Consider the following 26119-nt stretch of genomic DNA (forward strand, 5'->3'; position numbering starts at 1 on the left):
TTAACAATGGCTCAACTGTCTCTGAAACACATTCAGAAAATCTATGATAACCAGGTCCACGTGGTTAAGGATTTCAATCTCGAAATCGAAGACAAGGAGTTCATCGTCTTCGTCGGGCCTTCGGGCTGCGGTAAATCCACGACGCTGCGTATGATTGCCGGTCTGGAGGAGATCAGCGCGGGAGAGCTGGTCATTGACGGGGTTTGCATGAATGACGTGCCCGCCAAGTCTCGCGATATCGCGATGGTGTTCCAGAACTATGCGCTTTATCCGCATATGACGGTCTACGACAACATGGCGTTTGGCCTGAAGATGCAAAAAATTGCGCCTGCGGTTATCGAAGAACGCGTTAACTGGGCGGCACAGATCCTCGGTTTACGCGAGTATCTCAAGCGTAAGCCGGGCGCGCTGTCCGGCGGCCAGCGTCAGCGCGTGGCGTTAGGCAGGGCGATCGTGCGCGAAGCGGGCGTGTTCCTGATGGATGAACCACTCTCCAACCTCGATGCCAAGCTTCGCGTGCAGATGCGGGCTGAAATCAGCAAGCTGCACCAGAAGCTCAACACCACCATGATTTACGTGACCCACGATCAGACGGAAGCCATGACGATGGCGACCCGCATCGTGATCTTAAAAGACGGCATTATTCAGCAGGTCGGTGCACCGAAGCAGGTGTACAACGAACCGGCAAACATGTTTGTCGCCGGGTTCATTGGATCGCCTGCCATGAACTTCATTCGCGGCGCTATCGACGACCGCTATTTCGTCACGGAAACGCTGCGTCTTGAGATCCCGGAAGACACGCTCGCTTCACTGAATGCCGCAGGGTACCAGCGTAAAGCCGTGGTTTTTGGGATCCGTCCGGAAGATATTCTCACGCTGCAGAGCAGTGGTGAAAACATCGCGGCGAAAGTCAGCGTAGCCGAACTGACCGGTGCGGAGTTCATGCTCTACGCCACCGTTGGCGGCCATGAGCTGGTTGTTCGCGCTGGCGCCGCGAATGATTATGCCGCTGGGGATAATATCGACATCCAGTTCGATATGAATAAGTGCCATTTCTTCGACGCTGAAACCGAAGCGGCTATTAGATAAGAAAGGTGTTCGCCGGAAATGCAAATTTCCGGTTTTTTTGTTTGTTACTTATAAAGGGAATATTTAATGGGTACTCTACTAAGAAGTGCTGCGCTCGTTCTGTGCGCAGGGGTTAGCTGTGCACAAGCATCAGAAACAGCTAAACAGTGGGAATTTAATATTGGTGCAATGTATGAAATCGAAAACGTCGAGGGGCAGGGTGACGATAAAGATGGATTATATGAACCTTCCGTGTGGTTTAATGCAACCTGGGACGCGTGGACTATTTCGCTGGCGATGTATCAGGAGGGGCCGGTTGATTATAGCAGTATGACCCGTGGAACCTATTTCGACCGTCCTGAATTTGAATTACGCTATCGCTTTATCGGAACCGATGATTTTACTTTCGGTCTGACCGGCGGTTTCCGAAATTATGGCTATCACTTTAAAGATGAACACGGCGCCAAAGACGGCAGCGCGAATATGCAGCGCTACAAAGTTCAGCCTGACTGGGATATTAAATTAACCGACGACTGGCGTTTTGGCGGCTGGTTTGCCATGTATCAGTTCGCCAACGATCTGGAAAAAACCGGCTATGCTGACAGCCGCGTCGAAACCGAAACGGGCTTTACCTGGACCATTAACGAAACCTTTGCGGCTAAAGTGAATTACTATTTAGAGCGCGGTTTCAATATGGACAGTTCCCGTAATAACGGCGAGTTTTCTACCCAGGAAATTCGTGCCTATCTGCCCATTTCGTTAGGCCAGACCACCCTGACGCCTTATACCCGCCTGGGGCTCGATCGCTGGTCGAACTGGGACTGGCAGGACGATCCTGAGCGTGAAGGACACGATTTCGACCGACTCGGTCTCCTCTACGCTTACGATTTCAACAATGGTCTATCCATGACGCTGGAATACGCCTATGAGTGGGAAAACCACGATGAAGGCGACAGCGACCGCTTCCACTATGCGGGGGTTGGCGTAAACTACGCGTTCTGACCGGGGGCACGCCAGGGGCATTACGCCCCTGGTTTTAGCGAAGGGATGCAGCCAACAGAAAGTGGGTATCAACCAGCACTTTTTGCGGGGCGGGCTGACCGGCAATACGCTTGAAAAGAAGATCGCAGCTCTCTTCCCCCAGCTTACGGGTGGGGATATCAAAGCCGCCAGGTGCGGGCGTTAAAATGAGAGACAGCATCGGGTCACTGTATCCGGCTATCACCACCTGCTCCGGGATCATCAGATTTAACTCATCCGCCGCGCGATAGAGGCTGAGCAACTTCATGCTGTCGGTAGCAAATACCGCATCAGGCGGTGTGGGTGACGACAACAGTTCCAGAGCCGCCGCAAGCGCACTCTCATGGGTATAACCGCCATCCCTGATCCAGTCCGGGTTAATGGCAATTTGGTGCTTTTCCAGACTGGCTTTATAACCCGCCAGACGATCGATAGAAACATGATAATCAAGGGGCGCATGCAGGCAGGCAATTTTTCGGCGACCGTTTTTTATAAAGGTTTCGGTCAGCGTGGCGCTGTCATGGAAATTATCCGTGTCGACGGAATAAATATTCTGATACTCACCTTCAACTTTGCCGATAACCACTACCGGTACGCCATACGCATCCAGCGTGGTGAAAAAGGATTCATTTGCCGGTGAGCTCAGCATAATGATCCCTTTGATCATCTTCTGTTTTATTTTACTCACACATTTCAGCAGATCGTCTTCGCTGCTTTTTGAGGTCTGTAAAATAACGTCAAAACCTTCTTCTTCCGCTTTTGCCGTAATGGCATGAAGGACATCGGAGAAAAAAGGATTACCGGCGGTGGTTTTGGTTGATCGGGTCGAAATAACCATAATGGCATCGAAGCCTGAAGAGGTCAGGGCGCGGGCCAGTTTGTTGGGCTGATAATTTAATTCGTCAATCGCCTTAAGCACTTTTTCACGCGCTTCGGGAGAAATATTCGTTTGTTTATTCAGAACGCGGGAAACGGTTGATTTCGATACGCCCGCAACCCGTGCGATATCATAGATGGTGGGTGACATACACCTTACTCACTCCGGACTGACAGCAATGCCGTTCATCTTACTGGAGAGAAAACGGCAATAGCAATAAATAAGAATTGATAATCAACGATCTGCCCCCATTTATTGTATTCTGAAGTCATGCATTCAAGGCTTCCAGGCAACGAAGGACGGCGATGAAGCGACTTAAAAACGAAATCAATTCACTGGTGAACCGCGGCGTTGACCGTCATCTGCGTCTGGCCGTGACGGGGCTGAGCCGCAGCGGTAAGACGGCGTTTATCACCGCAATGGTAAACCAGCTCCTGAACCTGCACGCCGGGGCGCGTCTGCCGTTGCTTAGCGCGGTGCGGGAAGAACGCCTGCTGGGCGTGAAGCGCGTCCCTCAGCGTGATTTTGGTATTCCACGCTTTACCTATGACGAAGGGCTGGCGCAGCTCTACGGCGATCCGCCTACGTGGCCGACGCCGACGCGAGGGGTCAGTGAAATTCGCCTCGCGCTGCGTTTTCGCTCGAATGAATCCCTGATGCGCCACTTCAAGGATACCTCCACGCTGTACCTGGAAATCGTCGATTACCCAGGCGAATGGCTGCTCGACCTGCCGATGCTGGCGCAGGATTACCTCAGCTGGTCGCGGCAGATGACGGGCTTGTTGCAGGGGCAGCGCGCCGGGTGGTCGGCCAAATGGCGACAGCTGTGCGAAGGCTTAGACCCGCTTGCCCCGGCCGATGAAAACCGTCTGGCCGCCATTGCCGAAGCCTGGACGGCGTATCTGCATCAGTGTAAGCAGGAAGGGTTGCACTTCATTCAGCCGGGTCGCTTTGTCCTGCCGGGTGATTTAGCGGGAGCACCTGCGCTTCAGTTCTTCCCCTGGCCGGATGTGGATGGGGCGGGCGAGTCGAAGCTGGCGCAGGCCGACAGGCACACTAACGCCGGGATGCTGCGCGAGCGTTACAATTACTACTGTGAAAAAGTGGTCAAGGGATTCTATAAAAACCACTTTTTGCGATTTGACCGTCAGATTGTGCTGGTGGATTGTCTGCAGCCGCTCAACAGCGGTCCACAGGCCTTCAACGATATGCGCCTTGCGCTGACGCAGCTGATGCAAAGTTTTCACTACGGGCAGCGGACGCTGTTTCGCCGTTTATTCTCTCCGGTGATCGACAAACTGCTCTTTGCGGCCACGAAGGCCGATCACGTCACGGTCGACCAGCATGCCAATATGGTATCGCTGCTGCAGCAGCTGGTGCAGGACGCCTGGCAAAACGCCGCCTTCGAAGGGATCGGCATGGATTGCCTTGGCCTCGCGTCCGTGCAGGCGACGCAAAGCGGGCTGATTGACGTTAACGGCGAGAAAATACCGGCATTACGCGGGAACCGGCTCAGCGACGGTGAACCGCTTACCGTGTATCCGGGCGAAGTGCCCGCGCGGCTGCCGGGTCAGGCCTTCTGGCAGAACCAGGGCTTCCAGTTTGAAGCCTTCCGCCCGCAGGCAATGAGCGTCGATCGGCCATTACCGCACATCCGTCTGGATGCGGCGCTGGAGTTTTTGATTGGAGATAAATTGCGATGACGGAACCGTTAAAACCGCGCATAGACTTTACCGGAACGCTTGAGCAGGACCCTCAGGAGGCGTTCAAAACCGCGCAGACGTTCAGCGGCACGCAGGCTGATAACTTTGCCCCGGCCCTGACTGAGGAGCCGGGCGTCGAGGACGGTCCGGCGGAGGCGGTTGTGGAAGCCGCTCTGCGTCCAAAACGCAGCCTGTGGCGCAAGATGGTCACCGCCGGTCTGGCGCTGTTTGGCGTAAGCGTGGTTGGGCAGGGCGTGCAGTGGACGATGAATGCCTGGCATACTCAGGACTGGGTCGCGCTGGGCGGATGTGCCGCGGGCGCGCTGATTGTTGGGGCGGGTGTCGGGTCGGTTGCCACCGAGTGGCGGCGGCTCTGGCGATTGCGCCAGCGCGCGCACGAGCGTGATGAAGCGCGGGATCTGCTCCACAGCCACGGTACCGGGAAAGGTCGCGCATTCTGTGAAAAGCTGGCCAGCCAGGCCGGAATCGATCAGTCGCATCCGGCGCTTCAGCGCTGGTATGCCGCTATCCATGAAACCCAGAATGACCGGGAAGTGGTGACGCTCTACTCCCATATGGTTCAGCCGGTGCTGGATGCCCAGGCGCGACGGGAGATCGGCCGTTCTGCGGCGGAATCGACCCTGATGATTGCCGTCAGCCCACTGGCGCTGGTCGATATGGCCTTTATCGCCTGGCGCAACCTGCGCCTGATCAACCGTATTGCGAACCTTTACGGCATAGAGCTGGGTTATTACAGTCGGCTCAGATTGTTCAAACTGGTTCTGCTCAATATCGCGTTTGCCGGGGCGAGTGAACTGGTGCGCGAAGTGGGCATGGACTGGATGTCACAGGATCTGGCGGCGCGTCTTTCTGCTCGTGCCGCCCAGGGTATCGGCGCAGGATTATTGACGGCGCGTTTGGGGATTAAAGCGATGGAGGTCTGCCGTCCGCTGCCGTGGATTGATGGCGATAAGCCCCGTCTGGGGGATTTCAGGCGTGAACTGATCGGCCAGCTCAAAGAGACGCTCAATAAAAAACCTGCTCCGTGAGGTTTTGTTCACTAATCGTGCTGGCTGTCAATATTTGTTGACAGCCATCTTCCGGATCACCGTGTTCTGACATATCATTTTACTGTTATTGGCTTAAAACGGTGAATTTCCCATGCGTCTTGAAGTCTTCTGTGAAGACCGTCTCGGTCTGACCCGCGAATTACTCGATCTTCTTGTTTTACGTAGCATTGATTTACGTGGCATTGAGATCGATCCTGTCGGGCGAATTTACCTCAATTTTGCCGAAATTGAATTTAATACCTTCAGCAGCCTGATGGCGGAAATCCGCCGTATCGCTGGCGTTACGGATGTACGCACCATTCCCTGGATGCCCTCTGAGCGTGAGCATCTGGCGCTGAGCGCGCTGCTGGAAGCCATGCCGGAGCCGTTCCTCTCCCTGGATTTGAAAAGCAAAGTTGAGCGCGTTAACCACGCGAGCTGCCAGCTGTTCGCGCAGAGCCAGGAGAAGCTCAGCAATCATAACGCTGCGCAGCTGATCCCCGGCTTTAACTTCCAGCGCTGGCTGGACAGCAATCCGCAGAACACGCTTAGCGAGCATGTGGTGATCAACGGGCAGAATTTCCTGATGGAGATCACGCCTGTCTATCTGAAAGGGGAAGGGAATACCCGCGTGTTGACCGGGGCGGTGATCATGCTGCGCTCGACGTTACGCATGGGCCGTCAGCTGCAAAACCTCTCCAGCCAGGATGTCGGTGCGTTCAGCCAGATTATTGCCGTCAGCCCGAAAATGCGCCACGTGGTTGATCAGGCGCGCAAGCTCGCAAGCCTGACCGCGCCGCTGCTGATTACCGGAGATACCGGCACCGGGAAAGACCTGCTGGCTCACGCCGTGCATCTGGCGAGCCCGCGAGCGGCTAAGCCTTATCTGGCACTTAACTGCGCCTCTATTCCGGAAGATGCCGTTGAAAGCGAGCTGTTTGGTCACGCGCCGGAAGGCAAGAAAGGGTTCTTCGAGCAGGCTAACGGCGGCTCCGTGCTGCTGGACGAGATCGGCGAAATGTCGCCGCGTATGCAGGCTAAGCTGCTGCGTTTCCTGAACGACGGAACGTTCCGCCGAGTCGGTGAGGATCACGAGGTGCATGTGGACGTGCGCGTCATTTGCGCCACCCAGAAAAACCTGGTTGAGCTGGTGCAAAAGGGGATCTTCCGCGAAGATCTCTATTACCGCCTTAACGTCCTGACGCTGAATATTCCCCCGCTGCGCGATTGTCCTCAGGACATCATGCCCCTTACGGAGCTGTTCGTCGCCCGCTTTGCCGACGAGCAAGGGGTGCCGCGTCCGAAGCTGTCTGCCGATCTCGGCACGGTGCTCATGCGCTACGGCTGGCCGGGCAACATTCGCCAGCTCAAAAACGCCGTTTATCGTGCGCTGACCCAGCTTGAAGGCTACGAACTGCGTCCACAGGATATTCTGTTGCCTGATTACGACGCGGGGACGGTGTCTGTCGGCGAAGAGGCGATGGAGGGTTCGCTGGATGATATCACCAGCCGTTTTGAGCGCTCGGTGCTGACGCAGCTGTACCGCAGCTATCCCAGCACCCGCAAGCTGGCAAAACGGCTTGGCGTCTCGCACACCGCGATCGCCAACAAGCTGCGTGAGTACGGTTTGAATCATAAGAAAGGCGACGAATAAAAAAAAAGCCTCTGCAAAGAGGCTTTTTACGTTACGTTTATTCCTTCGCCATCGGCGTGTTAACGATTTCTGTTTTTGTCTCTCCCTGAATCGACGCAATCCTGCTTTCCACGTCTTTCACCTGCTGCGGGCTGTGCAGCAGGGTATAGGTCAGGTCAAACTGCGCGCTGGCACCGGGCTGCAGCTGCTTAACCCGCTTCTGCTCGCGTTCAATCGTAACCGGGTAGGCGTAGCTGGTGCCTGGCTCAATGCCCGTGACGTAGCCCTGCTTCAGCGTGTCGGTGTTCTTCCATAAGGTCAGCACGGGCAGCTGGCGGGTATCAAACTGGATTGACGCGCCTTTATCTCCGGCTTTATTGACCACCGCCGCGAGCGTTTCGTGGTTATTGTCCGCGAGCGGTTTAATATTAAAGACCATCTCATCAAAGTCTTTTGTCGGCCCGGCATAGGTTTGCCAGTCGTTAACGCCCGCTTTGGCGTAGTCATTGAATGGGCTCACGCTCACCGCAGGCGCCAGGAAACGGGCGCCTTCTTCGAGGATCGGCGTGCCGAAGTTGCTGTGATAGATGATTTGGTAATCATGAGGGTAATCTGCATGGTTTGTCAGAACATCATGCAGGCTGAACTGGTTGGTTCCGGGAACGTAGCGCAGTTCGGTCATGGTTTGCAGATCCGCTTTTTTAAACGTGCTCTCTTTGATCAAACCGCGAACGCGGATCTCATGCGGGGCGGCATCGGCGATTTCAACCTCGACCTGCGAAACAGGGGTATTACCGGCCCTGCCGTGCAGGGTATAAATTTGCCCGTCCGCGGTGACCGGGTGCCCGGTCCACTCATAGCCACAGCGCACCATCATCTCGTTGAAACCATCCAGCCAGCCAAGGCCGTTACGGCTTTCAAGATTGATATAAGCCGGATTAACGACCTCTTTGACGGGTGAATTCCACCCCAGTCGGGTGCCAAAGCCTTCTACGTGCAGAAGGTTCATCCCACGGGTCGGGCTCAGGGTAATGCTCAGGCCGTCTTTGCTGCTAATAATGATGACTTTGCTGCCTTCCTGTTTACCGCCGTGCAAGACTTTTTGCTCAATGCTGAACGTTTGGTCTTTAACTTTCAGCTCATCACTGGAAATCTTCCAGTTTCCTTTCTCTACGCTGCTTTCAGCGCTTGTCAGCACCCAGGTTTTGGCCGCTGCATGGCCAGAAATCAGTACCGCAAGGAGCGTAAAAGCGAATTTAATCTTCATATATTATCCTTTTTGCTGAAACGATTATTTTCTTTCGTAAGCAAATCTAATGTTTAGACAAAAAGGGAAATGTGATGCGCTTCACTGGGGATGAAAATAGGGGATTTTAACGATTATTATGCGTTATTGATCACGCTCATGTTACATATAGTCTAAGTTATTGCATGATTAATGTGACTTGTGCGTACTTTAGCTTTATCGATTCAGCTTTGGTGCAATAAAAAACCCCGCCGCGGCGAGGTTGAGAATAAGTTGTATAGAATGCTAAGTACTTATTATGCTTTCAGCACGTCCAGCGCGGCAGTGTAGTCCGGCTCGGTGGTGATTTCGTTAACCAGTTCGCTGAAGACGACGGTGTCGTTTTCATCAAGAACCAGTACAGCACGTGCTGCCAGACCTTTCAGCGGGCCTTCCGCGATGCTGACGCCGTATTTCTCGAGGAAATCTGCGCTGCGCAGGGTGGAGAGGGTAATCACGTTGCTCAGGCCTTCGGCACCGCAGAAACGGGACTGGGCAAACGGCAGGTCAGCGGAAATGCACAGCACAACGGTGTTGTCCATTTCAGTCGCCAGCTGGTTGAATTTACGCACGGATGCGGCACAAACGCCGGTATCAATGCTTGGGAAAATGTTCAGTACTTTGCGTTTACCCGCAAACTGAGCCAGTGTGACGTCAGACAGATCTTTAGCCACCAGAGTAAAAGCCTGTGCTTTGCTGCCAGCCTGCGGAATGGAACCTGCAACAGCAACCGGGTTGCCCTGGAAATGAACGAGTTGTGACATAGATATCTTCCTGTTTACATATAGTTAACGTCGTGGCTAGTGTATGCCATCAGCGGATAACACGGCAAACCAAATTTTTCGCCTTTCCGGGCCGCAAGGAGTCAGTGATGAGAAGCGTTAAGGTCTATGAAGAAGCCTGGCCATTGCATACCCCGTTTGTGATCTCCCGCGGCAGCCGAAGTGAAGCCAGCGTGGTCGTGGTTGAGATCGAAGAAGAGGGGGTTAAAGGCGTCGGGGAATGTACGCCTTACCCGCGCTACGGAGAGAGTCCTGCGTCGGTAATGGCGCAGATCATGACCCTGGTGCCTGACCTGCAAAAAGGGCTCACGCGCGAGGCGATACAGCAGCGTTTACCCGCCGGGGCAGCGCGCAACGCCGTCGACTGTGCGCTCTGGAGCCTTGAGGCCGCTAAGCAGCAACAATCGCTGACGACCCTGCTGGGCGTGGCGCTGCCGGAGTCCGTCGTGACGGCGCAAACGGTCGTGATTGGTGAGCCGGAGCAGATGGCCGCCAGCGCAAAAGCGCTCTATGACGCCGGGGCCACGCTGTTAAAAGTGAAGCTCGACGATCGCCTGATCAGCGAGCGGATGGTCGCCATTCGCTCGGCGGTGCCCTCGGCCACGCTGATTGTTGACGCCAACGAGTCGTGGCATCCCGAGGGGCTTGCCGCACGATGCCAGCTGCTGGCCGACCTGGGCGTGGCGATGCTGGAGCAGCCTCTGCCAGCGAAGGATGATGCGGCGCTGAAGAATTTTATCCATCCGCTGCCCGTCTGCGCGGACGAGAGTTGCCATACCCGCGAGAATTTGAGCGCGCTTAAGGGGAGCTATGAGATGGTCAATATCAAGCTCGACAAGACCGGCGGGCTGACAGAAGCGCTTGCCCTGGCGGCGGAAGCGCAGGCGCAGGGCTTTTCCCTGATGCTGGGATGCATGCTCTGTACATCCCGGGCGATCGGCGCGGCGCTGCCGCTGGTCAATCAGGTCCGTTTTGCCGATCTGGACGGCCCGACGTGGCTGGCGGTTGACGTTTCACCTGCGCTTAATTTTACCAGCGGCGTGCTTCACCTTTGAGGCTGCCAGCGCAGAAGCTCCATCATCGCTTTTAGGTAAATTTCGCTGGCTTCGTCGGAGGATATCGGCGGGAATTCAGCGGTGATGCAGGGCAGGCTTAAATCGGCGCACCAGCTTCCGAAGGACCCGGGGGTTTCATAGCCCACGCTGGTGACGAGCGGCAGGGCGAAAGCCTGCGCCAGCCACGCGCCCAGTTCGGAGTGACGCGGATCTTCAATACAGGCCAGCGGATCGTGGAAGGAGACAACCCATGCAGGGTGGATCTTATGGATAAGTTGGCACAGCGCCTGCGTTTCTGGCTCGGAACCAGGCTTGTCTCCCGTCAGCAGCACCACGTCCCGCTCCTCGGCGGAGCTGTTCCAGCGATAAACCGTTTCTCCGGCGCGCCAGTTTGCCGCCGGGAAATTACGGTTCAGGTCGACCCCCCTCGCATTCGCCCGTAATCCAAGCTGACAGCCATCCGGATTGACGGCAAGAATCACATGATGGCGTCGCAATGACGGCGTCAGCGTCCGCAGCGCGCAGGAAAGGGTGACGATGGACGAGTTCTCATCTCCGTGCGTGCCGGCAATGACCAAACCGCTGTTGCGATCGGCATCGGGCGCCGGGAACCAGATCAGCGATGCGCCTAAAAATGAGCGGCCATATTGCTCAGCGCCCGGCGGAAAGGCGCCGCGTTCGGCTCGTGGTCGGGTGATTGCCATACGAAATCCTGATAAAGAAGTCTCTACTGGCAGTGTTGTGCAAAACTCGCTGTTAATCAAATAGTTTCCGTGAAGGCTGAGAATTGCCTCAAATCACTATTCCGGACGAAGGTATTTGCATTTCTCTGTTTCGAAACAAATAATTACGCATCTGCTTGTTACCTGAATTCATTAAAGGGGATCTTATGAAGCATCCTGTTTCGCGTCTCTGTGCTGCACTGTACCTGTGCGGACTCTCTACACTCTCGTACGCTGCTGATGTGCCACAGGGCACGGTACTGGCGCAAAAACAGGAGCTGGTCAGGCATATTAAAGACGAACCGGCTTCGCTCGATCCGGCAAAAGCAGTGGGATTACCCGAGATTCAGGTGATTCGCGATCTTTTCGAAGGGCTGGTAAATCAGAACGAGAAAGGGGAACTGACCCCGGGCGTGGCGACGCGCTGGCAGAGCAACGATAACCGTATCTGGACCTTCACCCTGCGTAACAACGCGAAATGGTCTGACGGTACGCCCGTCACCGCGCAGGATTTTGTCTACAGCTGGCAGCGTCTGGTTGACCCGAAAACCACGTCTCCGTTTGCCTGGTTTGCGGCGCTGGCGGGAATCAACAACGCCCAGGCCATTATTGATGGTAAAGCTGCGCCTGACACCCTGGGCGTGACGGCGGTGGATGCCAGGACGTTACGCGTCCAGCTGGACAAACCCCTACCTTGGTTTAGCAACCTGACGGCAAACTTTGCCTTCTATCCGGTGCAAAAAGCGAACGTTGAAAGCGGCAAAGAGTGGACGCGTCCGGGCGCCCTGGTGGGCAATGGCGCATACGTCCTGAACGACCGCGTGGTGAATGAAAAACTGGTTGTCGTTCCGAATACGCACTACTGGGACAATGCGAAAACTGTCCTGAAAAAAGTGACCTTCATTCCGATCAATCAGGAATCATCCGCCACCAAACGCTATCTGGCGGGGGATATTGATATCACCGAATCGTTCCCGAAAAACATGTATCAGAAGCTCCTGAAGGACATTCCGGGACAGGTGTATACGCCGCCTCAGCTCGGAACCTATTACTATGCGTTTAACACGCAAAAGGGCCCGACGGCCGATGCCCGGGTTCGTCTTGCCCTGAGCATGACTATCGATCGCCGCATTATGGCAGAAAAGGTATTAGGTACAGGCGAGAAGCCGGCCTGGCATTTCACCCCTGACGTGACGGCGGGCTTCACCCCTGAGCCTTCACCGTTCGAGCAGATGTCCCAGCAGGAGCTGAATGCGCAGGCGAAAACCTTACTTCAGGCCGCAGGCTACGGTCCTCGGCGTTTGCTGAAGTTGACCCTGCTGTACAACACCTCGGAAAACCACCAGAAAATTGCCATTGCGGTGGCCTCCATGTGGAAGAAAAATCTCGGTGTGGATGTCAAACTGCAAAACCAGGAGTGGAAAACCTATATCGACAGCCGTAATACCGGCAATTTTGATGTGATCCGCGCGTCATGGGTAGGTGATTACAACGAGCCGTCGACCTTCCTGTCTCTGCTGACCTCAACCCACAGCGGCAATATCTCGCGTTTCAATGAACCGGCCTACGATAAAATTATCCACCAGGCAACGCTGGAAACCACGGCGAAAGCGCGTAATGCGGACTACAACATGGCGGAGAAAATCCTCATGGAGAAAGCCCCCATCGCGCCAATTTACCAGTACACCAATGGTCGCCTGATTAAGCCCTGGGTAAAAGGTTACCCCATCGAAAACCCGGAAGACGTGGCGTATAGCCGGACAATGTATATTGAGAAGCACTGACGTTTAACGAGAACTGGCGCACTCGCGCGCCAGTTCTGCAGTACGCGGTATCGCTTCATCCGTTCTGCATGGCCGATGCCGGGGCTCTGTTATTCTAACAATGCACTGAACTTCGCCAGCCACTGCGGATGCGCGGGCCAGGCGGGAGCCGTGACCAGGTTGCCGTCTACATGGGCCTGATCGATGCCGATAGTGGCGTAGTGCCCACCCGCGAGGCGTACCTCAGGCGCACAGGCCGGATAGGCGCTACAGGTTCGTCCCTTCAGGATACCCGCGGCAGCAAGCAGCTGCGGGCCATGGCACACTGCAGCAATCGGCTTACGCGCGGCGTCAAATGCCTGCACCAGCTTTAACACGTCCTCATTCAGCCGCAGATACTCGGGCGCTCTCCCTCCGGGAATGAGCAGCGCGTCGTAATCCTGTTCCTTGACGGTGGAAAAATCGGCGTTGAGGGTAAACCGGTGCCCCGGTTTTTCGCTATAGGTCTGGGCGCCGTCAAAGTCATGGATTGCCGTCATGATGTAGTCACCCTTCGGTTTGTCGGGGCAGACCGCATCTACCTGATGGCCAATCATCTGCAAAGCCTGAAAAGGCACCATGGTTTCGTAATCTTCGGCGTAATCGCCAACCAGCATCAGGATCTTCTTGCTCATCATTCCTCACCTTTTTCAATAAAGATGATTAAGATATAGCCTGGCATGGCTGAATTGCCGGAAATAAAAAAGCCCGTCAGAGCACGGGCAACATAAGCAAATGAATAAGTGATTCGTTATCAACATTGTTGGAGGATAACGCCGCGTATTTTACGCGGCAGTAAGGGAAGCAGATACCCGACATATTCGGTAGGTGAAACCAGCGATTAAACGTGCGTTACGGTACGTCGAAGGTTGGGTAAAGGCTATTTTCAAGAAATTCGACGAGATACCAGATCTCTCCGCTAAAAATAAACCATAAGCCAAATATAATAAGGAGTAAAATAATTAAGGTGAGTATTATTTCGGTTTTTCCCATTGCAGCTTTAACCCACCTGAAGCTAATTGATTCGAGGTGGGCATTGTAGCGGGGCTTTCCTGGATACTCCAGTTTCATGCAGCAAGGACTTTATTGCGTCCATTATTTTTAGCGCGATATAGCGCATCGTCCACACGCTTAAACAGCTCGTCAATACTCTCCCCCTGATCGTGCCGCGCCACGCCAATGCTGACGGTAAAGCGCGGTAAGCCCGGGATCGTAATACGGGCAACGGCTGCACGGACTGACTCGGCAATCTGCATCGCGGTGTCGAGAGAGGTGCGCGGCAGCAGGATGACGAACTCTTCGCCCCCCCAGCGGAACACCATATCACCCTCCCGACTACAGGCTTCCAGCGTTCGCGAGAGGGCGATAAGCACCTCATCGCCTTTCAGATGACCGAACAGATCGTTAATGTTTTTGAAATGGTCGGTATCCACCAGCAGCAGGCTAAATTGCTGCTGCGCAGGAAGTTTATTCAGGTTGCTTTGATCGGTAATCGCGTAGAACTGCCGCCGGTTGAGTAATCCCGTCATGGAGTCACGTAACGCCGCATGTTCCAGCTCCTGCTCCAGCCTTTTTTGCTCGGTGATGTCGTGGATGATGCACAGCATCAGCTTGTCACCGTAGATCTCAATGGGCCCGGCATACGTCTGAACGTGGCGGGTGGAGCCATCGGCAAGGCGGTGAACAAAATTGAGCGGCTTATGTCCGCCGGGCAGCGCGGCAATCGCAGTCATAATGGGCATCACATCACGCCCCAGGGTATTGATTTCCCAGGTATGTTTACTGCACATGTCATCATGTGAATAACCATAAAAATTGAGCGCGGCCAGATTCGCATCGACGATTTGACCATCGCGGGCAGGATCGATTAGCAGCATCGGGGCGCTGTTGGTCAGAAAAAAGCGCGCGTAAAAACCCTGTTTTTTCCGCTGGTAGTTGGCGGAACGGCTGGCCTTCAATCCTGAGAGTATTTGTTGGGAGATCCCCTCGAAAACAATCACATCTCCCCAGGGAGCGTAGTGGGCAAGCGAAAGACGACAGGTTAACGGCGTATTCTGTCCATCCCGGCTTAGCGTCCAGATTTCGACGATCTCCTGCTCTGTTTTCAGTTCCGGTACATACATCGACAGGAGGGTTTGCGCACTGGCAGAGTAGATCCCTTTGCGCAGGTCATCGATCGTTTTATCCCCCATGACCTGCGTTGCGGCCACATTCGCAAAAATGATCTGTTCCGACACGGGTGAAATGAGCCACACGGGTGTTTTAATTACATTCAACGCATCAAAACAAGGTTGCGACATAGGCATTTCCTGTTCATCGGCACGCTGGGGCCGACAGTCATGACAGAATTGACTCGCGTGTACTCCTTTGAAACATACTCTACAAAATCCCGTCAGGCATGGTTTTTTTGTGAAGCAAATACATGTTCCGAATGAATTTTACCAATTGGTATAATTTGCTTGTCGGAGTTTATTTGCAGAAGCAGCCATGGCACCTGTTCGGCAGGCAAGGGTCGGGAAAAAAGGTATCCCTGCAGGTAATCGCAGCCGAGACGGGTGAGGACCGCCTGCTGTTCTTCCGTTTCGATCCCTTCTGCCACCACATTCATCTCCATGGTCCGGGCGATACTGATGATGGTTTCAACCAGCTTGTAGCTTTTTTCATTTTCCAGCATTGAGGTTACAAAGCTTCTGTCGATCTTAAGCTCTTTAGCCGGAAGCACGCTAAGCATCAGCAGGTTGGAATAGCCCGTACCAAAATCATCAATCGAGACAACGATCCCCGCTTGATTAAACGCATTGAGCAACTCAATGCTGCGGTCGAGATTTTTAAGCGCGGTGCTCTCCGTTACCTCAAGGATCAGCCGCGACGGAGACAGGTTATATTTTTCCAGCATCGACGAGATGATAGGGAAAATGTCCGGCTGTTCGAACTGGACGGGGGATAGGTTGAGCGACAACGTCCACTGGCTGAACCCTTGTTCCGTCCAGAAATGAAGCTGTCGGCATGCCGCTTCAATGGCCCAGTTACCTACCGGAATAATTAAGCCTGTTTGTTCCAGCGAGGGGATAAAAAGATTAGGCAGTACAACGCCTTGCTCAGGATGTCGCCAGCGCAGAAGGGCTTCAAAACCGTGAATGGTTTTCTCTCCCGCATGCCAGGTTGGCTGGTACCACAGTTCAAACTGATCGCGTTCAAGCGCCTGAGAGAGCTCCTGCAGGAAACCGGGTTTCGCCGGGATCGCCGTTGACATCTCGGCCCGGTAAATCGCCCAGCCGTTGCGGCTATCTTCTTTGACATGATGTAAGGCTGCATCCGCCTTGAGCTTCAGCTCGTGCAGCGTTTCGCCATCTTGAGGATAGAGGCTGACGCCCGCGCTGATCGTCGTGCTCAACGTATGTCCGCAGATAGACAGGGGGCGTCGTACATCCCCCAGCAACGAGCTGAGCAGGGCGTTGAGCTTTTCGTCATCACATTCAGGCACCAGCAGGATAAAGGCATCTCCTCCCAGCCTTGCCAGGGTCATCTCTCGCGTGAGTCGGGCCGTGATGCGCTGCGCGACGGTGATCAATAGCTCATCACCGACGCCGTGGCCCCAGGTGTCGTTAACGCGCTTGAAGTGATCGACGTTCAGGAAAATAACGGCAAATGGCTTCTTGCTTAGCAGCGCGCTGCGCAGACAATCCTGCATGCGGAGATCCATCTGGTGGCGGTTTGCGAGCCCGGTAAGTGCGTCAAAACGCGCCTGTAGCTCAAGCTGGCGGTTGAGCTGCTGCAGATTATCCGTCAGCCGACTGGTGCGCCGGTGAGAATCGATAAGTGAAATGATTAACATCAGGCCGAGCAGGCAGAGCGTGGTGACTGAAACCCAGATGGACAACCCCAGCTCGCCAATCCCACCGGGGAGGGTGTGCGCCATTTCCTGAAACTGCGCGGCGCTCATGCCGGTATAGTGCATCGCGCAAATCGCGGCGCCCATGACGAAGGCCGCGAGAATGCGATCGATAAAGACGCCTTTGTGTTTATCCCGCAGGCGGAAAGCCAGCCACAGCGCGGTGCCGGAGGCAACAACGGCAATAATCACGGATACCGCCACAAGGCGGCGATCCCAGATGATGCTGCCATCCAGCATCAGGGCCGCCATACCGATGTAGTGCATACACACCACGCCAGCGCTCAGGATTGCCGTGGCGAGGATCAGTCGTAAGGGAGAACGTTTTTTGCCCGTGACGGCAATATTAAGGGCCGTGGCTGAAGCAACCACCGCGACGCCCAGTGACGCAAGAGTTAACCAGAGGTCATAGCTCATCATCATGGGCATTTGCATCGACAGCATGCCGATAAAGTGCATTGACCAAATGCCAATGCCCAGCGTAACCCCACCGGCAATGCGCCAGAACAGGGCAGCCTTGCGGCTGGAAAGGGGGATCTTTCCGGCGCTGTCCAGCGCCACAAAGGAGGCGATAAACGCCACCAGATAAGAGATAGCGATTAACACAGGGTCCCACGATATATTGAGCATTATGCAATCCCACGCCTGAGAGGGTTACCGATTTCGCCTGCCGGGTACATCTTTATTGGGCAACGAACATGCGCATTCAAACCATATTAGTTATTTATCGTGAACAATGACCAGTCATATTAAAACTCTAAAACTTATTAAGAATATAAAATATATTCTATTTGTTAATGTATTAAGCATTGCTAAACAAAAACGAATAACAGTAGCAAAGCTCCTTAAATATGAGGGCGATCGTATCGTCTCACCGCGGGCGATACTATCGCTTAAGATGGCGGGAGACCAGTATCACAGCATCCTGCGCAGAACATTTTTACTAATACGCTCTTTTTATCTGACTTAAGACAAATCCCAGGATGCTAACGGCGAAACCAAAAACAAGCGTCGTTTGCGATGAAAAACTTCTGAGCCAATGCTATAAGTCTTAATGCCGACCAAAATATAAAACGTGGGTATTATCATGCTAAAAAATATTAGTGTCAGGACCTTTATTATTGGGTTCCTTTTCTCTCTTTTTTTGGTGAATGCAGGTGTCGTCGTTCTATTTTCCAGCAATCCTTCTCTCTTTATTTCGCTTAATGTCATCAACTTCGTTGCGCTATTTTTGCTCTGGGTCTATATGACGAAGTATCTTGTGACGCCGATCAATACGGTGAAGAAAAGTATTGAAGAGGTGACAGCAGGTAACCTTGGCGTCTCTATCCCTGAGTTTGGCAATAACTGTGCGGGCCGACTCATCCCGGGGATCAATAGTCTTTCCGGCAACATTGCGACGCTGGTGCGTGAGATCAGGGCGTCATCGCAAACCGCTATGACCTTATCGGATCAGCTCTCGACACGGAGCGCTCAGCTTTCGGTGAAAACCGAACAGCAGTCTGCGTCTTTAGTACAAACCGCAGCCAGCATGGAGCAAATGGCCGCGAGCACCAGGAACAATGCCGATAACACCCGCCTGGCGAGCGAGCAGGCCACTGTGGCGACGTTACAGGCGCGAAAGGGCGGCGAGCTCATGGGGCAGGTCGCCAGCAATATGCAGTCCATTACCGAATGCGCACAGCAGATGACGGAGATTATTTCGCTGATTGACGGCATTGCGTTCCAGACGAATATTCTGGCGCTGAACGCGGCCGTTGAGGCGGCGAGGGCGGGCGATCATGGAAAAGGGTTTTCTGTCGTTGCCGAAGAGGTAAGACACCTGGCTCACCGCAGCGCAGAGGCCGCGAAGAATATCAAAACGCTGATAGACGTCACCAGCAGTAACGTCACCCAGGGGGCCAGCGTTGTGTCACAGGCAGAGAAAAATATGCATGAAATCGTGACCGGCTCGGGGAATGTCAGCCGGTTGATGGACGACATTTCCGCATCGACGTCAGAGCAGGAGAAAGGAATCTCTCAGATTACGCTGGCGCTATCGGAGCTGGAGCGGGTCACGCAAAGCAACGTGGCAATGGCAGAAGAACTCAACGGTTCCTCTGATGTACTGCGCAATCAGGTGATTGAGCTACAGGCCCGAACGCGTAATTTCAGGCTCGACCCGGGTTCCTCTTCCTTATCATCTACCGGCTCGTCATCCTTCCTTCAGCGGCCAGAGCACTCGCTCTGACAAACCCGCAATCATGTCGCCGCTTTTCTTGCCGGGTGGCGCTGCGCTTACCCGGCCTACACTCTGCAACAATATCAATACATTACCCCTTTCACAGTAGGCCCACGCAAGCGTAGCGCCGCCGGGCAAAACGCACAGCATGTACATTTCCTGAACGATATCAGCGCGATGGGATACATAGTTGTTGCTTAACCCCTGATGACAGCTAGACTGACACCGAAATAGTTAAAAAGGTGGAGGCGCGGTGGAAAGCATTAAAGGATCTGAACTTAACGTTCCAGACGCAGTTTTTGCGTGGGTGCTGGACGGTCGCGGCGGTGCGCGACCGCTGGAAGATAATGATGTGATCGACAGTGCGCATCCCTGCTGGCTACATCTGAACTACACCCATACGGACAGCGCTGACTGGCTGGCCTCGACTCCGCTTCTGCCTAACAACGTGCGCGATGCGCTGGCGGGTGAAAGCCTGCGGCCCCGCGTGAGCCGAATGGGGGACGGGACGCTGATCACCCTGCGCTGTATTAACGGCAGCACGGATGAACGTCCGGATCAGCTGGTTGCGATGCGTGTCTACATGGACGATGGGCTGATTGTCTCCACCCGGCAGCGTAAAGTTCTGGCGCTGGATGACATCGTCAACGATCTGAAAGAGGGCACCGGGCCGGTCGACTGCGGCAGCTGGCTGGTGGACGTATGCGACGCGCTTACCGATCATGCGAGCGAGTTTATTGAAGAGCTTCACGACAAAATCATCGACCTGGAAGATAACCTGCTCGATCAGCAGATCCCGCCGCGCGGTTTTCTGGCCCTGTTGCGTAAGCAGTTGATTGTGATGCGCCGCTATATGACGCCGCAGCGCGACGTGTACGCGCGTCTTGCCAGCGAAAGGCTCGCCTGGATGAATGACGATCAGCGACGCAGAATGCAGGATATTGCCGACAGGCTGGGGCGCGGGCTGGACGAGATTGATTCCTGTATTGCCAGAACGGCGGTGATGGCGGACGAGATCGCGCAGGTGATGCAGGAGTCGCTGGCGAGAAGAACCTATACGATGTCCCTGATGGCGATGGTGTTTTTACCCAGCACGTTTCTTACTGGGCTGTTTGGCGTAAACCTGGGAGGAATTCCGGGGGGCGCGTATCGCTACGGCTTTACCGCGTTTTGTGTCATGTTAGTTGTTTTGATTGGTGGTGTTGCATGGTGGTTGCATCGTAGTAAATGGCTGTAAATTTACGCTTTTTTGTTCTTTTGCCGGGATCAAAACGCTCTTTTAATTGAGCGAAGTCAATAAACATCTACCCCGTAAGGTGCAATATTACTCCCGCAGGTGAATGCAACGTCAAGCGATGGGCGTTGCGCTCCATATTGTCTTACTTCCTTTTTTGAATTACTGCATAGCACAATTGATTCGTACGACGCCGACTTCATAGTCGGCTTTTTTTTGCCTCCTGATTCTCAGCGTCTACCCTAAAAGGGACGACAGCAAATTCTGGAGGGAATGATGAGCATCCTGAACGCTCTGCTAGTGCAACAATCGCGTCAATCCGATCCTATCCCCAGCGATCCGGTGCCAATGCCCGATCCCATCCCGCGCCCACAGCCGATGCCCGACCCGCCGCCAGATGAAGAACCGATTAAATTGTCGCATCGGACCGCGAGATCTGCGAGGATACGCGCCATCTGACCGCAAAGATGACCACGAGAGACTATTGTGACCGCTTTTTCTACCCTGAATGTTCTGCCCGCCGCCCAACTCGATAACCTCAACGAGTTGGGATACCTCACGATGACGCCTGTTCAGGCGGCCGCGTTGCCTGCCATCCTCGAGGGCCGTGACGTGCGCGTGCAGGCGAAAACGGGCAGCGGGAAAACGGCGGCATTTGGCCTTGGCCTGTTGCAGCACATCGATGCGGCGCTTTTTCAGACCCAGTCACTGGTGCTGTGCCCGACCCGCGAACTGGCAGACCAGGTTGCGGGCGAACTGCGTCGCCTGGCGCGTTTCCTGCCTAACACCAAGATTTTAACCCTCTGTGGCGGACAGCCGTTCGGCGCGCAGCGTGATTCACTCCAGCATGCGCCGCACATTATTGTCGCCACGCCCGGCCGTCTGCTCGATCATCTGCAGAAGGGCACCGTCTCACTGGATGCGTTACAAACGCTGGTGATGGATGAGGCAGATCGCATGCTGGATATGGGCTTCAGCGATGCGATTGACGAGGTGATTCGATTCGCACCGGCCGATCGCCAGACGCTGCTGTTCTCTGCGACCTGGCCGGACGCTATCGCCGCCATCAGCGGGCGCGTGCAAAAAAATCCACTCACCATTGAAATCGACAGCGTAGAGGCGCTGCCCGCTATCGAGCAGCAGTTCTTTGAAACCTCGCAGCAGGGGAAAATCCCGCTCCTGCAGAAATTGCTGAGCCAGCATCAGCCTGCGTCCTGCGTGGTGTTCTGTAATACCAAAAAAGACTGTCAGTCGGTCTGTGATACCCTTAATGCCGCCGGGCAGAGCGCATTGTCGCTGCATGGCGATCTGGAACAGCGCGATCGCGATCAGACGCTGGTCCGTTTCGCGAACGGCAGCGCCCGTGTTCTTGTCGCAACCGACGTCGCTGCGCGCGGTCTGGACATTAAATCCCTTGAACTGGTGGTGAACTTTGAGCTGGCGTGGGATCCTGAAGTGCATGTGCACCGTATTGGCCGTACCGCACGAGCAGGGAACAGTGGTCTGGCGATCAGCCTCTGCGCACCCGAAGAGGCGCAGCGCGCCAACATTCTCTCTGAGATGCTGCAGATTAAGCTGAACTGGATGAATGCCCCTGCTGGCGTCAGTCTGGTGCCGCTGGAAGCCGAAATGGCGACGCTGTGCATTGATGGCGGTAAAAAAGCCAAGATGCGTCCAGGGGACGTATTAGGCGCGCTGACCGGGGATGTGGGTCTGGACGGTGCGGATATCGGTAAGATTGCGGTCCATCCGGCGCATGTCTACGTAGCGGTTCGCCAGGCGGTGGCCCATAAGGCATGGAAGCAGCTGCAGAACGGGAAAATTAAGGGTAAAACCTGTCGCGTACGTCTGCTGAAATAAAGAATGAAGCGTCTCAGAAGGTGTTTCTGAGACGCTAATCGCTTACTTCACTTCAAGCACGTTCAGACGCAACTCTTCGAACTGACTATCATCTTCTTCCGGCTGCCAGCCGGCAGGCTGCATGGGAATATCTTCCCGGTCAAACGCCAGATCGCCGCCATTCACCACGTCTGAGTCATGGTTGATGCCTTTGAAGTCGAACAGTTCAACATCCGCGAGATGGGAAGGGACAACGTTCTGCATCGCGCTGAACATGGTTTCGATACGACCCGGATAACGCTTATCCCAGTCGCGCAGCATGTCGCCAATCACCTGACGCTGCAGGTTCGGCTGAGAGCCGCAAAGGTTACATGGAATGATCGGGAATCCTTTAGCCTGAGAAAAACGCTCAATGTCTTTTTCACGACAGTAGGCCAGAGGGCGGATCACAATGTGTTTGCCATCATCGCTCATCAGTTTAGGCGGCATGCCTTTCATCTTGCCGCCGTAGAACATGTTGAGGAACAGCGTTTGCAGGATATCGTCGCGGTGATGGCCCAGCGCAATTTTGGTCGCGCCCAGCTCCGTCGCGGTACGATACAGAATGCCGCGGCGCAGGCGAGAGCAGAGTGAGCAGGTGGTTTTCCCTTCCGGGATTTTCTCTTTCACAATGCCGTAGGTATTTTCTTCGACGATTTTGTACTCAACGCCGAGATTTTCCAGGTATTCCGGCAGAATGTGCTCCGGGAAACCCGGCTGTTTCTGGTCAAGGTTGACCGCCACCAGCGAAAATTTCACCGGTGCACTTTGCTGAAGATTACGCAGGATCTCCAGCATGGTATAGCTGTCTTTACCCCCTGACAGGCAAACCATGATGCGATCGCCTTCTTCAATCATGTTGAAGTCTGCAATGGCTTCGCCCACGTTACGGCGCAGTCGCTTTTGCAGTTTGTTCAGGTTGTATTGCTCTTTTTTGTTAATCTCTTGATTCTCTTGCATTGAGTACTACCTTCGGAGCCAGCAGGGGCAAAAATTGTATGCCGCGTATGGTACGGATTCCGGCGGCGAATACCAGCACGTTTTACAGCGGCGTAGAATCTGGAACTGATACTCGATAAAGCGTAGTAGGCTTTCTGTTAGCCATTACGCATCCGGGGCATGAAAACAACTCACAGCTCTGATGCTCTCCTGTGTGCCAAAGCGGGGGTAACTAACATTGTGCTACGTTATTTTATCGGGACGAGTTCAACGAAGGTATTATCTTCATGTAAGAGGAATTAAAGATGAATAGGACGGCATTACGATACGGAATGCGTAGTGTATGAGCCTAATATAGGTAAGCCTGCTGAGGTAGCAGATACAACTCTGCCACGTTATCTCAGCTTACAGCACCTCTACCAATTCAAATTCTTCTGCGATCAGTTCCATCTCTTCAGAAAAATGGCCTTCCCGAAAGAAAAACCGCTGATGCTCTTTCTGCCAGTATTCAAGGCTCAAATCACCTTCACCCTCTTTGCGAGCGAACTCCTCATTAACATCGCAAAAACGCACCAGTCGCATTGAAACCAGTCGGATCACACAGACCGGGATATTCTGGCCATCAAGAATTATGCTGTAGCCGCCTATCCCTGGAGTAGACATATCCTGCGAGAAAGACGCAAAAGATCCGCATGAGGCCGTTTTAATCCCTTGTTTAATCAATCGCGCAAGCTCGGTTGCCAGTTCCGGGCTGTCACCCATTTGGCAGGCATCTGCGCCGGGATATCTCCTTTTAATTTCCTCTACCTCAGACATCGAAACCCCTTCTTGTACATCGATGAAAAAAACGTTATACCGGATTTAATCTGAACTGTCCCGACATGAATAGTGATGCTTTTCTTAGGAAGCTATGGGCCGCTCGGTGACAGCATCGTTATGTCCGAACCAATTCACTACAGGGTGGGGCATTCATTTGTATTAGAACGCCACATTCGCAGAGGGACGGAATAATGACTGATTCACTACATGATAAACCTGCTGCGTTGTCATTAAATATTGGCAATAAGATAAGACGCCTGCGGCAGTCCCGGGGGATTTCTTTAAACGATCTGTCTAAATTGTCAGGGGTTTCAAAGGGGGCATTATCCAAACTGGAGTCAGGGGCCTCAAGCCCTCGCGTTGATACGCTGGCAGCTATCGCCACCGCATTACGCTTACCGGTTGGCGATTTGCTGAGTGGCAGCAGCAGGATGTACCCTTGTTTTGAAAAATATCATTCCTCGCAAGACGAGTATTTGCAAATGATGAAATTCCGCATCGGCCCCGGAAATACCTCTGAAATTTGGTTACTACAAATGGATCCGCGGGTAACCATTCACAGTGCCGGACATTCTGACGGGGCACATGAACATATTCTTGTTCACAGCGGGATCTTACTATTGCGCTTTAGCCAGCATGAGGTGATCAGATTAGAACCTGGGGATTTTTATGCCTTCTCCGCGGAGGTTGCGCATGCATACATCTCAACGGAAACGGCAATTAGCGCAACGGTGGTGATGTCCCACCTCGAGCCAGGCTAACTCCGCCACGCCATCCTCTTGCAAGGAAACGCAAGATAAAACGCCGGAGTTCCGAGTATTTGTTCACTTAAAGAAACAAAAGCGATGTTCTGAAACGAGGTGGAGAATTTTTTAAAATATAAAAACAATTGAATTCAATACATTGATTGCACGTAGATAAATTTCTGTTTACGTAACCAGGAAACCCGTTGTCCTGCGTGCGCGCTGACTGTATTGTTATTTCGAACAGCCTCATCGCTACATCAATCTGTATTTTTGCCAGGCATTCGACCGGGGAGTGGGCCATCAGACGACCGATTATTCTATAGTCCACTGGAGTCTCTTTCTTGGTCCTGAATATCGTCCTAAAGAATGAGCGACATGCAGTCCGTTATCGGCGCTTTTTTATGACAAAACATATCCACTCAGACTAAACATATAAGACGGAGATGAAGAATGCGTAAAGTTAATTTGAAAGAAAGTTTTAATCTTTTCAGCGAACATTGGAGTCCCAAAATTGTCGGTGATATTAATAACGAGTATGTCAAACTGGCTAAATTCTCCGGAAAGTTTGACTGGCATCATCATGAACATGAGGACGAGCTCTTTCTGGTTGTCAGCGGTCGTTTACGAATGGGATTAAGAACGGGTGATATCATTATTGATGAGGGTGAGTTTATTATTGTACCGAAAGGAGTCGAGCATTGTCCGGAAGCATTAACAGAAGAGTGCTGCGTCGTTTTATTGGAGCCCAAATCGACTCTGAATACGGGCAATATCGTTAATGAACGAACCGTATATGAGCTGGATAACCTTTAATCGTGGATCCTGACGCCATTCAGTGTAGCGCATTTCGGAATTGCCTGGTCTATTTGGACCTTCTATTGTGCTGCCTCGATTAGTTCCGGCCCCTGATTCTTCACATTACCCACGGCGCGCGTCACAGAGTGCGCTGTGGTTTCAGGACCTCCTATAGCATCTTACTCGTACTGGTTTTCCATAATTGTTATATGACGGCAGGGAACTTATGTGGCATAAGAGCGTTAAACGAACATCAAAAAGGAATGACGTTATGCCGCTTTATGACCTCAAAACTGAAGCACTTGCAATACCCGAAACCTGGCACTCTCAAGTATTAGGCCGCATTGGAACTGCAAATCTCAAAGTTTTACGAATGGATAAACGCTCAGTGATTGAAGAGGTTCATGAATATGACGAGGGGTTACTGGTCATTGATGGACGTCTGGAGCTGAGCGTGAAGGGTAAAAACATCTCTGTAACGTCTGGACAGCTTTATGTAGCCAAAGCTGGCACTCCCCATACTGTAGAAACAGGCAGTTTTGGCACACTGGTTATCATTGATTTACCCGAAGCGGAAGTAGCCTCACTTTAAGCGGCTT

General features: G+C 53.5%; 24 protein-coding genes and 1 pseudogene. 14 read left to right on the plus strand and 11 right to left on the minus strand.

Features of this window, described 5'->3' with window-relative positions:
• Nucleotides 1-6 precede the first annotated feature (6 nt).
• Together NQ230_RS10520 and NQ230_RS10525 are read left to right on the plus strand one after the other, a co-directional pair.
• Nucleotides 7-1089: an ABC transporter ATP-binding protein gene (locus NQ230_RS10520; RefSeq protein WP_193940644.1), complete on the plus strand. Its 1083-nt coding sequence runs from the start codon at nucleotides 7-9 to the stop codon at nucleotides 1087-1089.
• Between the two features lie 66 nt (nucleotides 1090-1155).
• Nucleotides 1156-2070 (plus strand): OmpG family monomeric porin, encoded by a 915-nt coding sequence (locus tag NQ230_RS10525; RefSeq protein ID WP_257261084.1) that lies wholly within the window; start codon nucleotides 1156-1158, stop codon nucleotides 2068-2070.
• Between the two features lie 34 nt (nucleotides 2071-2104).
• Here NQ230_RS10525 and NQ230_RS10530 read toward each other — a convergent pair whose 3' ends face one another.
• Complete coding sequence (locus tag NQ230_RS10530) at nucleotides 2105-3115, minus strand: LacI family DNA-binding transcriptional regulator (protein WP_257261086.1); 1011 nt, start codon at nucleotides 3113-3115, stop codon at nucleotides 2105-2107.
• A 155-nt stretch (nucleotides 3116-3270) separates the two neighbouring features.
• Between NQ230_RS10530 and NQ230_RS10535 the strand changes: the two genes are divergently transcribed.
• From NQ230_RS10535 to tyrR, 3 genes are all read left to right on the plus strand, one after another.
• Nucleotides 3271-4668, plus strand: a complete 1398-nt coding sequence (locus NQ230_RS10535) for a YcjX family GTP-binding protein (RefSeq protein WP_257261087.1) — start codon at nucleotides 3271-3273, stop codon at nucleotides 4666-4668.
• Nucleotides 4665-5717: a YcjF family protein gene (locus NQ230_RS10540; protein ID WP_257261088.1), complete on the plus strand. Its 1053-nt coding sequence runs from the start codon at nucleotides 4665-4667 to the stop codon at nucleotides 5715-5717. Before NQ230_RS10535 ends, NQ230_RS10540 begins: the two co-directional genes overlap by 4 nt.
• A 112-nt stretch (nucleotides 5718-5829) precedes the next feature.
• Nucleotides 5830-7371: a transcriptional regulator TyrR gene (gene tyrR, locus NQ230_RS10545; protein ID WP_023312028.1), complete on the plus strand. Its 1542-nt coding sequence runs from the start codon at nucleotides 5830-5832 to the stop codon at nucleotides 7369-7371.
• A gap of 37 nt (nucleotides 7372-7408) precedes the next feature.
• Here the strand turns inward: tyrR and NQ230_RS10550 are convergent, their stop codons facing one another.
• Together NQ230_RS10550 and tpx are read right to left on the minus strand one after the other, a co-directional pair.
• Nucleotides 7409-8617: an aldose 1-epimerase family protein gene (locus NQ230_RS10550; RefSeq protein ID WP_121423924.1), complete on the minus strand. Its 1209-nt coding sequence runs from the start codon at nucleotides 8615-8617 to the stop codon at nucleotides 7409-7411.
• Nucleotides 8618-8892: 275 nt separating this feature from the next.
• Entirely contained in the window at nucleotides 8893-9399 is a 507-nt protein-coding gene (tpx, locus tag NQ230_RS10555) for a thiol peroxidase (protein WP_023335907.1), read from the minus strand.
• Nucleotides 9400-9506: 107 nt separating this feature from the next.
• Between tpx and ycjG the strand changes: the two genes are divergently transcribed.
• Complete coding sequence (gene ycjG / locus NQ230_RS10560; protein ID WP_257261092.1) at nucleotides 9507-10472, plus strand: L-Ala-D/L-Glu epimerase; 966 nt, start codon at nucleotides 9507-9509, stop codon at nucleotides 10470-10472.
• Here the strand turns inward: ycjG and mpaA are convergent.
• On the minus strand, nucleotides 10463-11176 hold the full coding sequence (gene mpaA / locus NQ230_RS10565; protein WP_159514320.1) for a murein tripeptide amidase MpaA: 714 nt from the start codon (nucleotides 11174-11176) through the stop codon (nucleotides 10463-10465). The genes ycjG and mpaA overlap by 10 nt on opposite strands.
• A gap of 185 nt (nucleotides 11177-11361) precedes the next feature.
• Here mpaA and NQ230_RS10570 point away from each other — a divergent pair, with 185 nt between their 5' ends.
• The gene (locus NQ230_RS10570) at nucleotides 11362-12978 is read left to right on the plus strand and encodes a peptide ABC transporter substrate-binding protein (protein WP_257261094.1); all 1617 of its coding nucleotides are present in this window, start codon (nucleotides 11362-11364) and stop codon (nucleotides 12976-12978) included.
• 89 nt (nucleotides 12979-13067) lie between these two features.
• Here the strand turns inward: NQ230_RS10570 and NQ230_RS10575 are convergent, their stop codons facing one another.
• The 4 genes from NQ230_RS10575 to NQ230_RS10590 all read right to left on the minus strand — a co-directional run bounded on the left by NQ230_RS10575 (nucleotide 13068) and on the right by NQ230_RS10590 (nucleotide 17518).
• Entirely contained in the window at nucleotides 13068-13631 is a 564-nt protein-coding gene (locus NQ230_RS10575) for a DJ-1/PfpI family protein (RefSeq protein ID WP_193940729.1), read from the minus strand.
• 217 nt (nucleotides 13632-13848) lie between these two features.
• Nucleotides 13849-14067 carry an Ecr family regulatory small membrane protein gene (locus NQ230_RS22960; protein ID WP_371745448.1) on the minus strand — a complete coding sequence of 73 codons (219 nt, stop codon included), beginning with the start codon at nucleotides 14065-14067 and terminating at the stop codon, nucleotides 13849-13851.
• Nucleotides 14064-15296: a sensor domain-containing diguanylate cyclase gene (locus NQ230_RS10585; protein ID WP_257261095.1), complete on the minus strand. Its 1233-nt coding sequence runs from the start codon at nucleotides 15294-15296 to the stop codon at nucleotides 14064-14066. Before NQ230_RS10585 ends, NQ230_RS22960 begins: the two co-directional genes overlap by 4 nt.
• A 92-nt stretch (nucleotides 15297-15388) precedes the next feature.
• Complete coding sequence (locus NQ230_RS10590) at nucleotides 15389-17518, minus strand: putative bifunctional diguanylate cyclase/phosphodiesterase (RefSeq protein ID WP_257261096.1); 2130 nt, start codon at nucleotides 17516-17518, stop codon at nucleotides 15389-15391.
• Between the two features lie 457 nt (nucleotides 17519-17975).
• On the opposite strand from NQ230_RS10590, the gene NQ230_RS10595 reads away from it, so the two are divergent.
• The 4 genes from NQ230_RS10595 to dbpA all read left to right on the plus strand — a co-directional run bounded on the left by NQ230_RS10595 (nucleotide 17976) and on the right by dbpA (nucleotide 22203).
• Entirely contained in the window at nucleotides 17976-19118 is a 1143-nt protein-coding gene (locus NQ230_RS10595; protein WP_159514317.1) for a methyl-accepting chemotaxis protein, read from the plus strand.
• A gap of 244 nt (nucleotides 19119-19362) precedes the next feature.
• The gene (zntB, locus tag NQ230_RS10600) at nucleotides 19363-20346 is read left to right on the plus strand and encodes a zinc transporter ZntB (protein ID WP_257261097.1); all 984 of its coding nucleotides are present in this window, start codon (nucleotides 19363-19365) and stop codon (nucleotides 20344-20346) included.
• A gap of 273 nt (nucleotides 20347-20619) precedes the next feature.
• Nucleotides 20620-20802, plus strand: coding sequence for a proline-rich small protein YnaL (gene ynaL, locus NQ230_RS10605; protein ID WP_121423907.1), 183 nt, complete (start codon nucleotides 20620-20622; stop codon nucleotides 20800-20802).
• Nucleotides 20803-20829: 27 nt separating this feature from the next.
• A complete protein-coding gene (gene dbpA, locus NQ230_RS10610; protein ID WP_257261099.1) occupies nucleotides 20830-22203 on the plus strand; it encodes an ATP-dependent RNA helicase DbpA in 1374 nt (457 codons plus the stop codon).
• Between the two features lie 42 nt (nucleotides 22204-22245).
• On the opposite strand, the gene ttcA is transcribed toward dbpA, so the two are convergent.
• The 3 genes and pseudogenes from ttcA to NQ230_RS10625 form a co-directional block, all read right to left on the minus strand.
• The gene (gene ttcA / locus NQ230_RS10615) at nucleotides 22246-23181 is read right to left on the minus strand and encodes a tRNA 2-thiocytidine(32) synthetase TtcA (RefSeq protein ID WP_257261100.1); all 936 of its coding nucleotides are present in this window, start codon (nucleotides 23179-23181) and stop codon (nucleotides 22246-22248) included.
• A 35-nt stretch (nucleotides 23182-23216) separates the two neighbouring features.
• Nucleotides 23217-23348 (minus strand): annotated as a pseudogene (locus NQ230_RS10620) (site-specific integrase); the annotation flags it as partial.
• 217 nt (nucleotides 23349-23565) lie between these two features.
• Entirely contained in the window at nucleotides 23566-23976 is a 411-nt protein-coding gene (locus NQ230_RS10625) for an ASCH domain-containing protein (protein ID WP_121423902.1), read from the minus strand.
• Nucleotides 23977-24170: 194 nt separating this feature from the next.
• Here NQ230_RS10625 and NQ230_RS10630 point away from each other — a divergent pair, with 194 nt between their 5' ends.
• The 3 genes from NQ230_RS10630 (at nucleotide 24171) to NQ230_RS10640 (ending at nucleotide 26112) form a co-directional block, all read left to right on the plus strand.
• Nucleotides 24171-24740 carry an XRE family transcriptional regulator gene (locus NQ230_RS10630; protein ID WP_257261103.1) on the plus strand — a complete coding sequence of 190 codons (570 nt, stop codon included), beginning with the start codon at nucleotides 24171-24173 and terminating at the stop codon, nucleotides 24738-24740.
• A gap of 435 nt (nucleotides 24741-25175) precedes the next feature.
• Nucleotides 25176-25538 (plus strand): cupin domain-containing protein, encoded by a 363-nt coding sequence (locus tag NQ230_RS10635; protein WP_159514315.1) that lies wholly within the window; start codon nucleotides 25176-25178, stop codon nucleotides 25536-25538.
• Between the two features lie 253 nt (nucleotides 25539-25791).
• Nucleotides 25792-26112 (plus strand): cupin domain-containing protein, encoded by a 321-nt coding sequence (locus tag NQ230_RS10640; RefSeq protein ID WP_257261105.1) that lies wholly within the window; start codon nucleotides 25792-25794, stop codon nucleotides 26110-26112.
• Nucleotides 26113-26119: the final 7 nt, after the last annotated feature.

It is taken from the genome of Enterobacter asburiae (genome assembly GCF_024599655.1).
Lineage (GTDB): Bacteria > Pseudomonadota > Gammaproteobacteria > Enterobacterales > Enterobacteriaceae > Enterobacter > Enterobacter asburiae_D.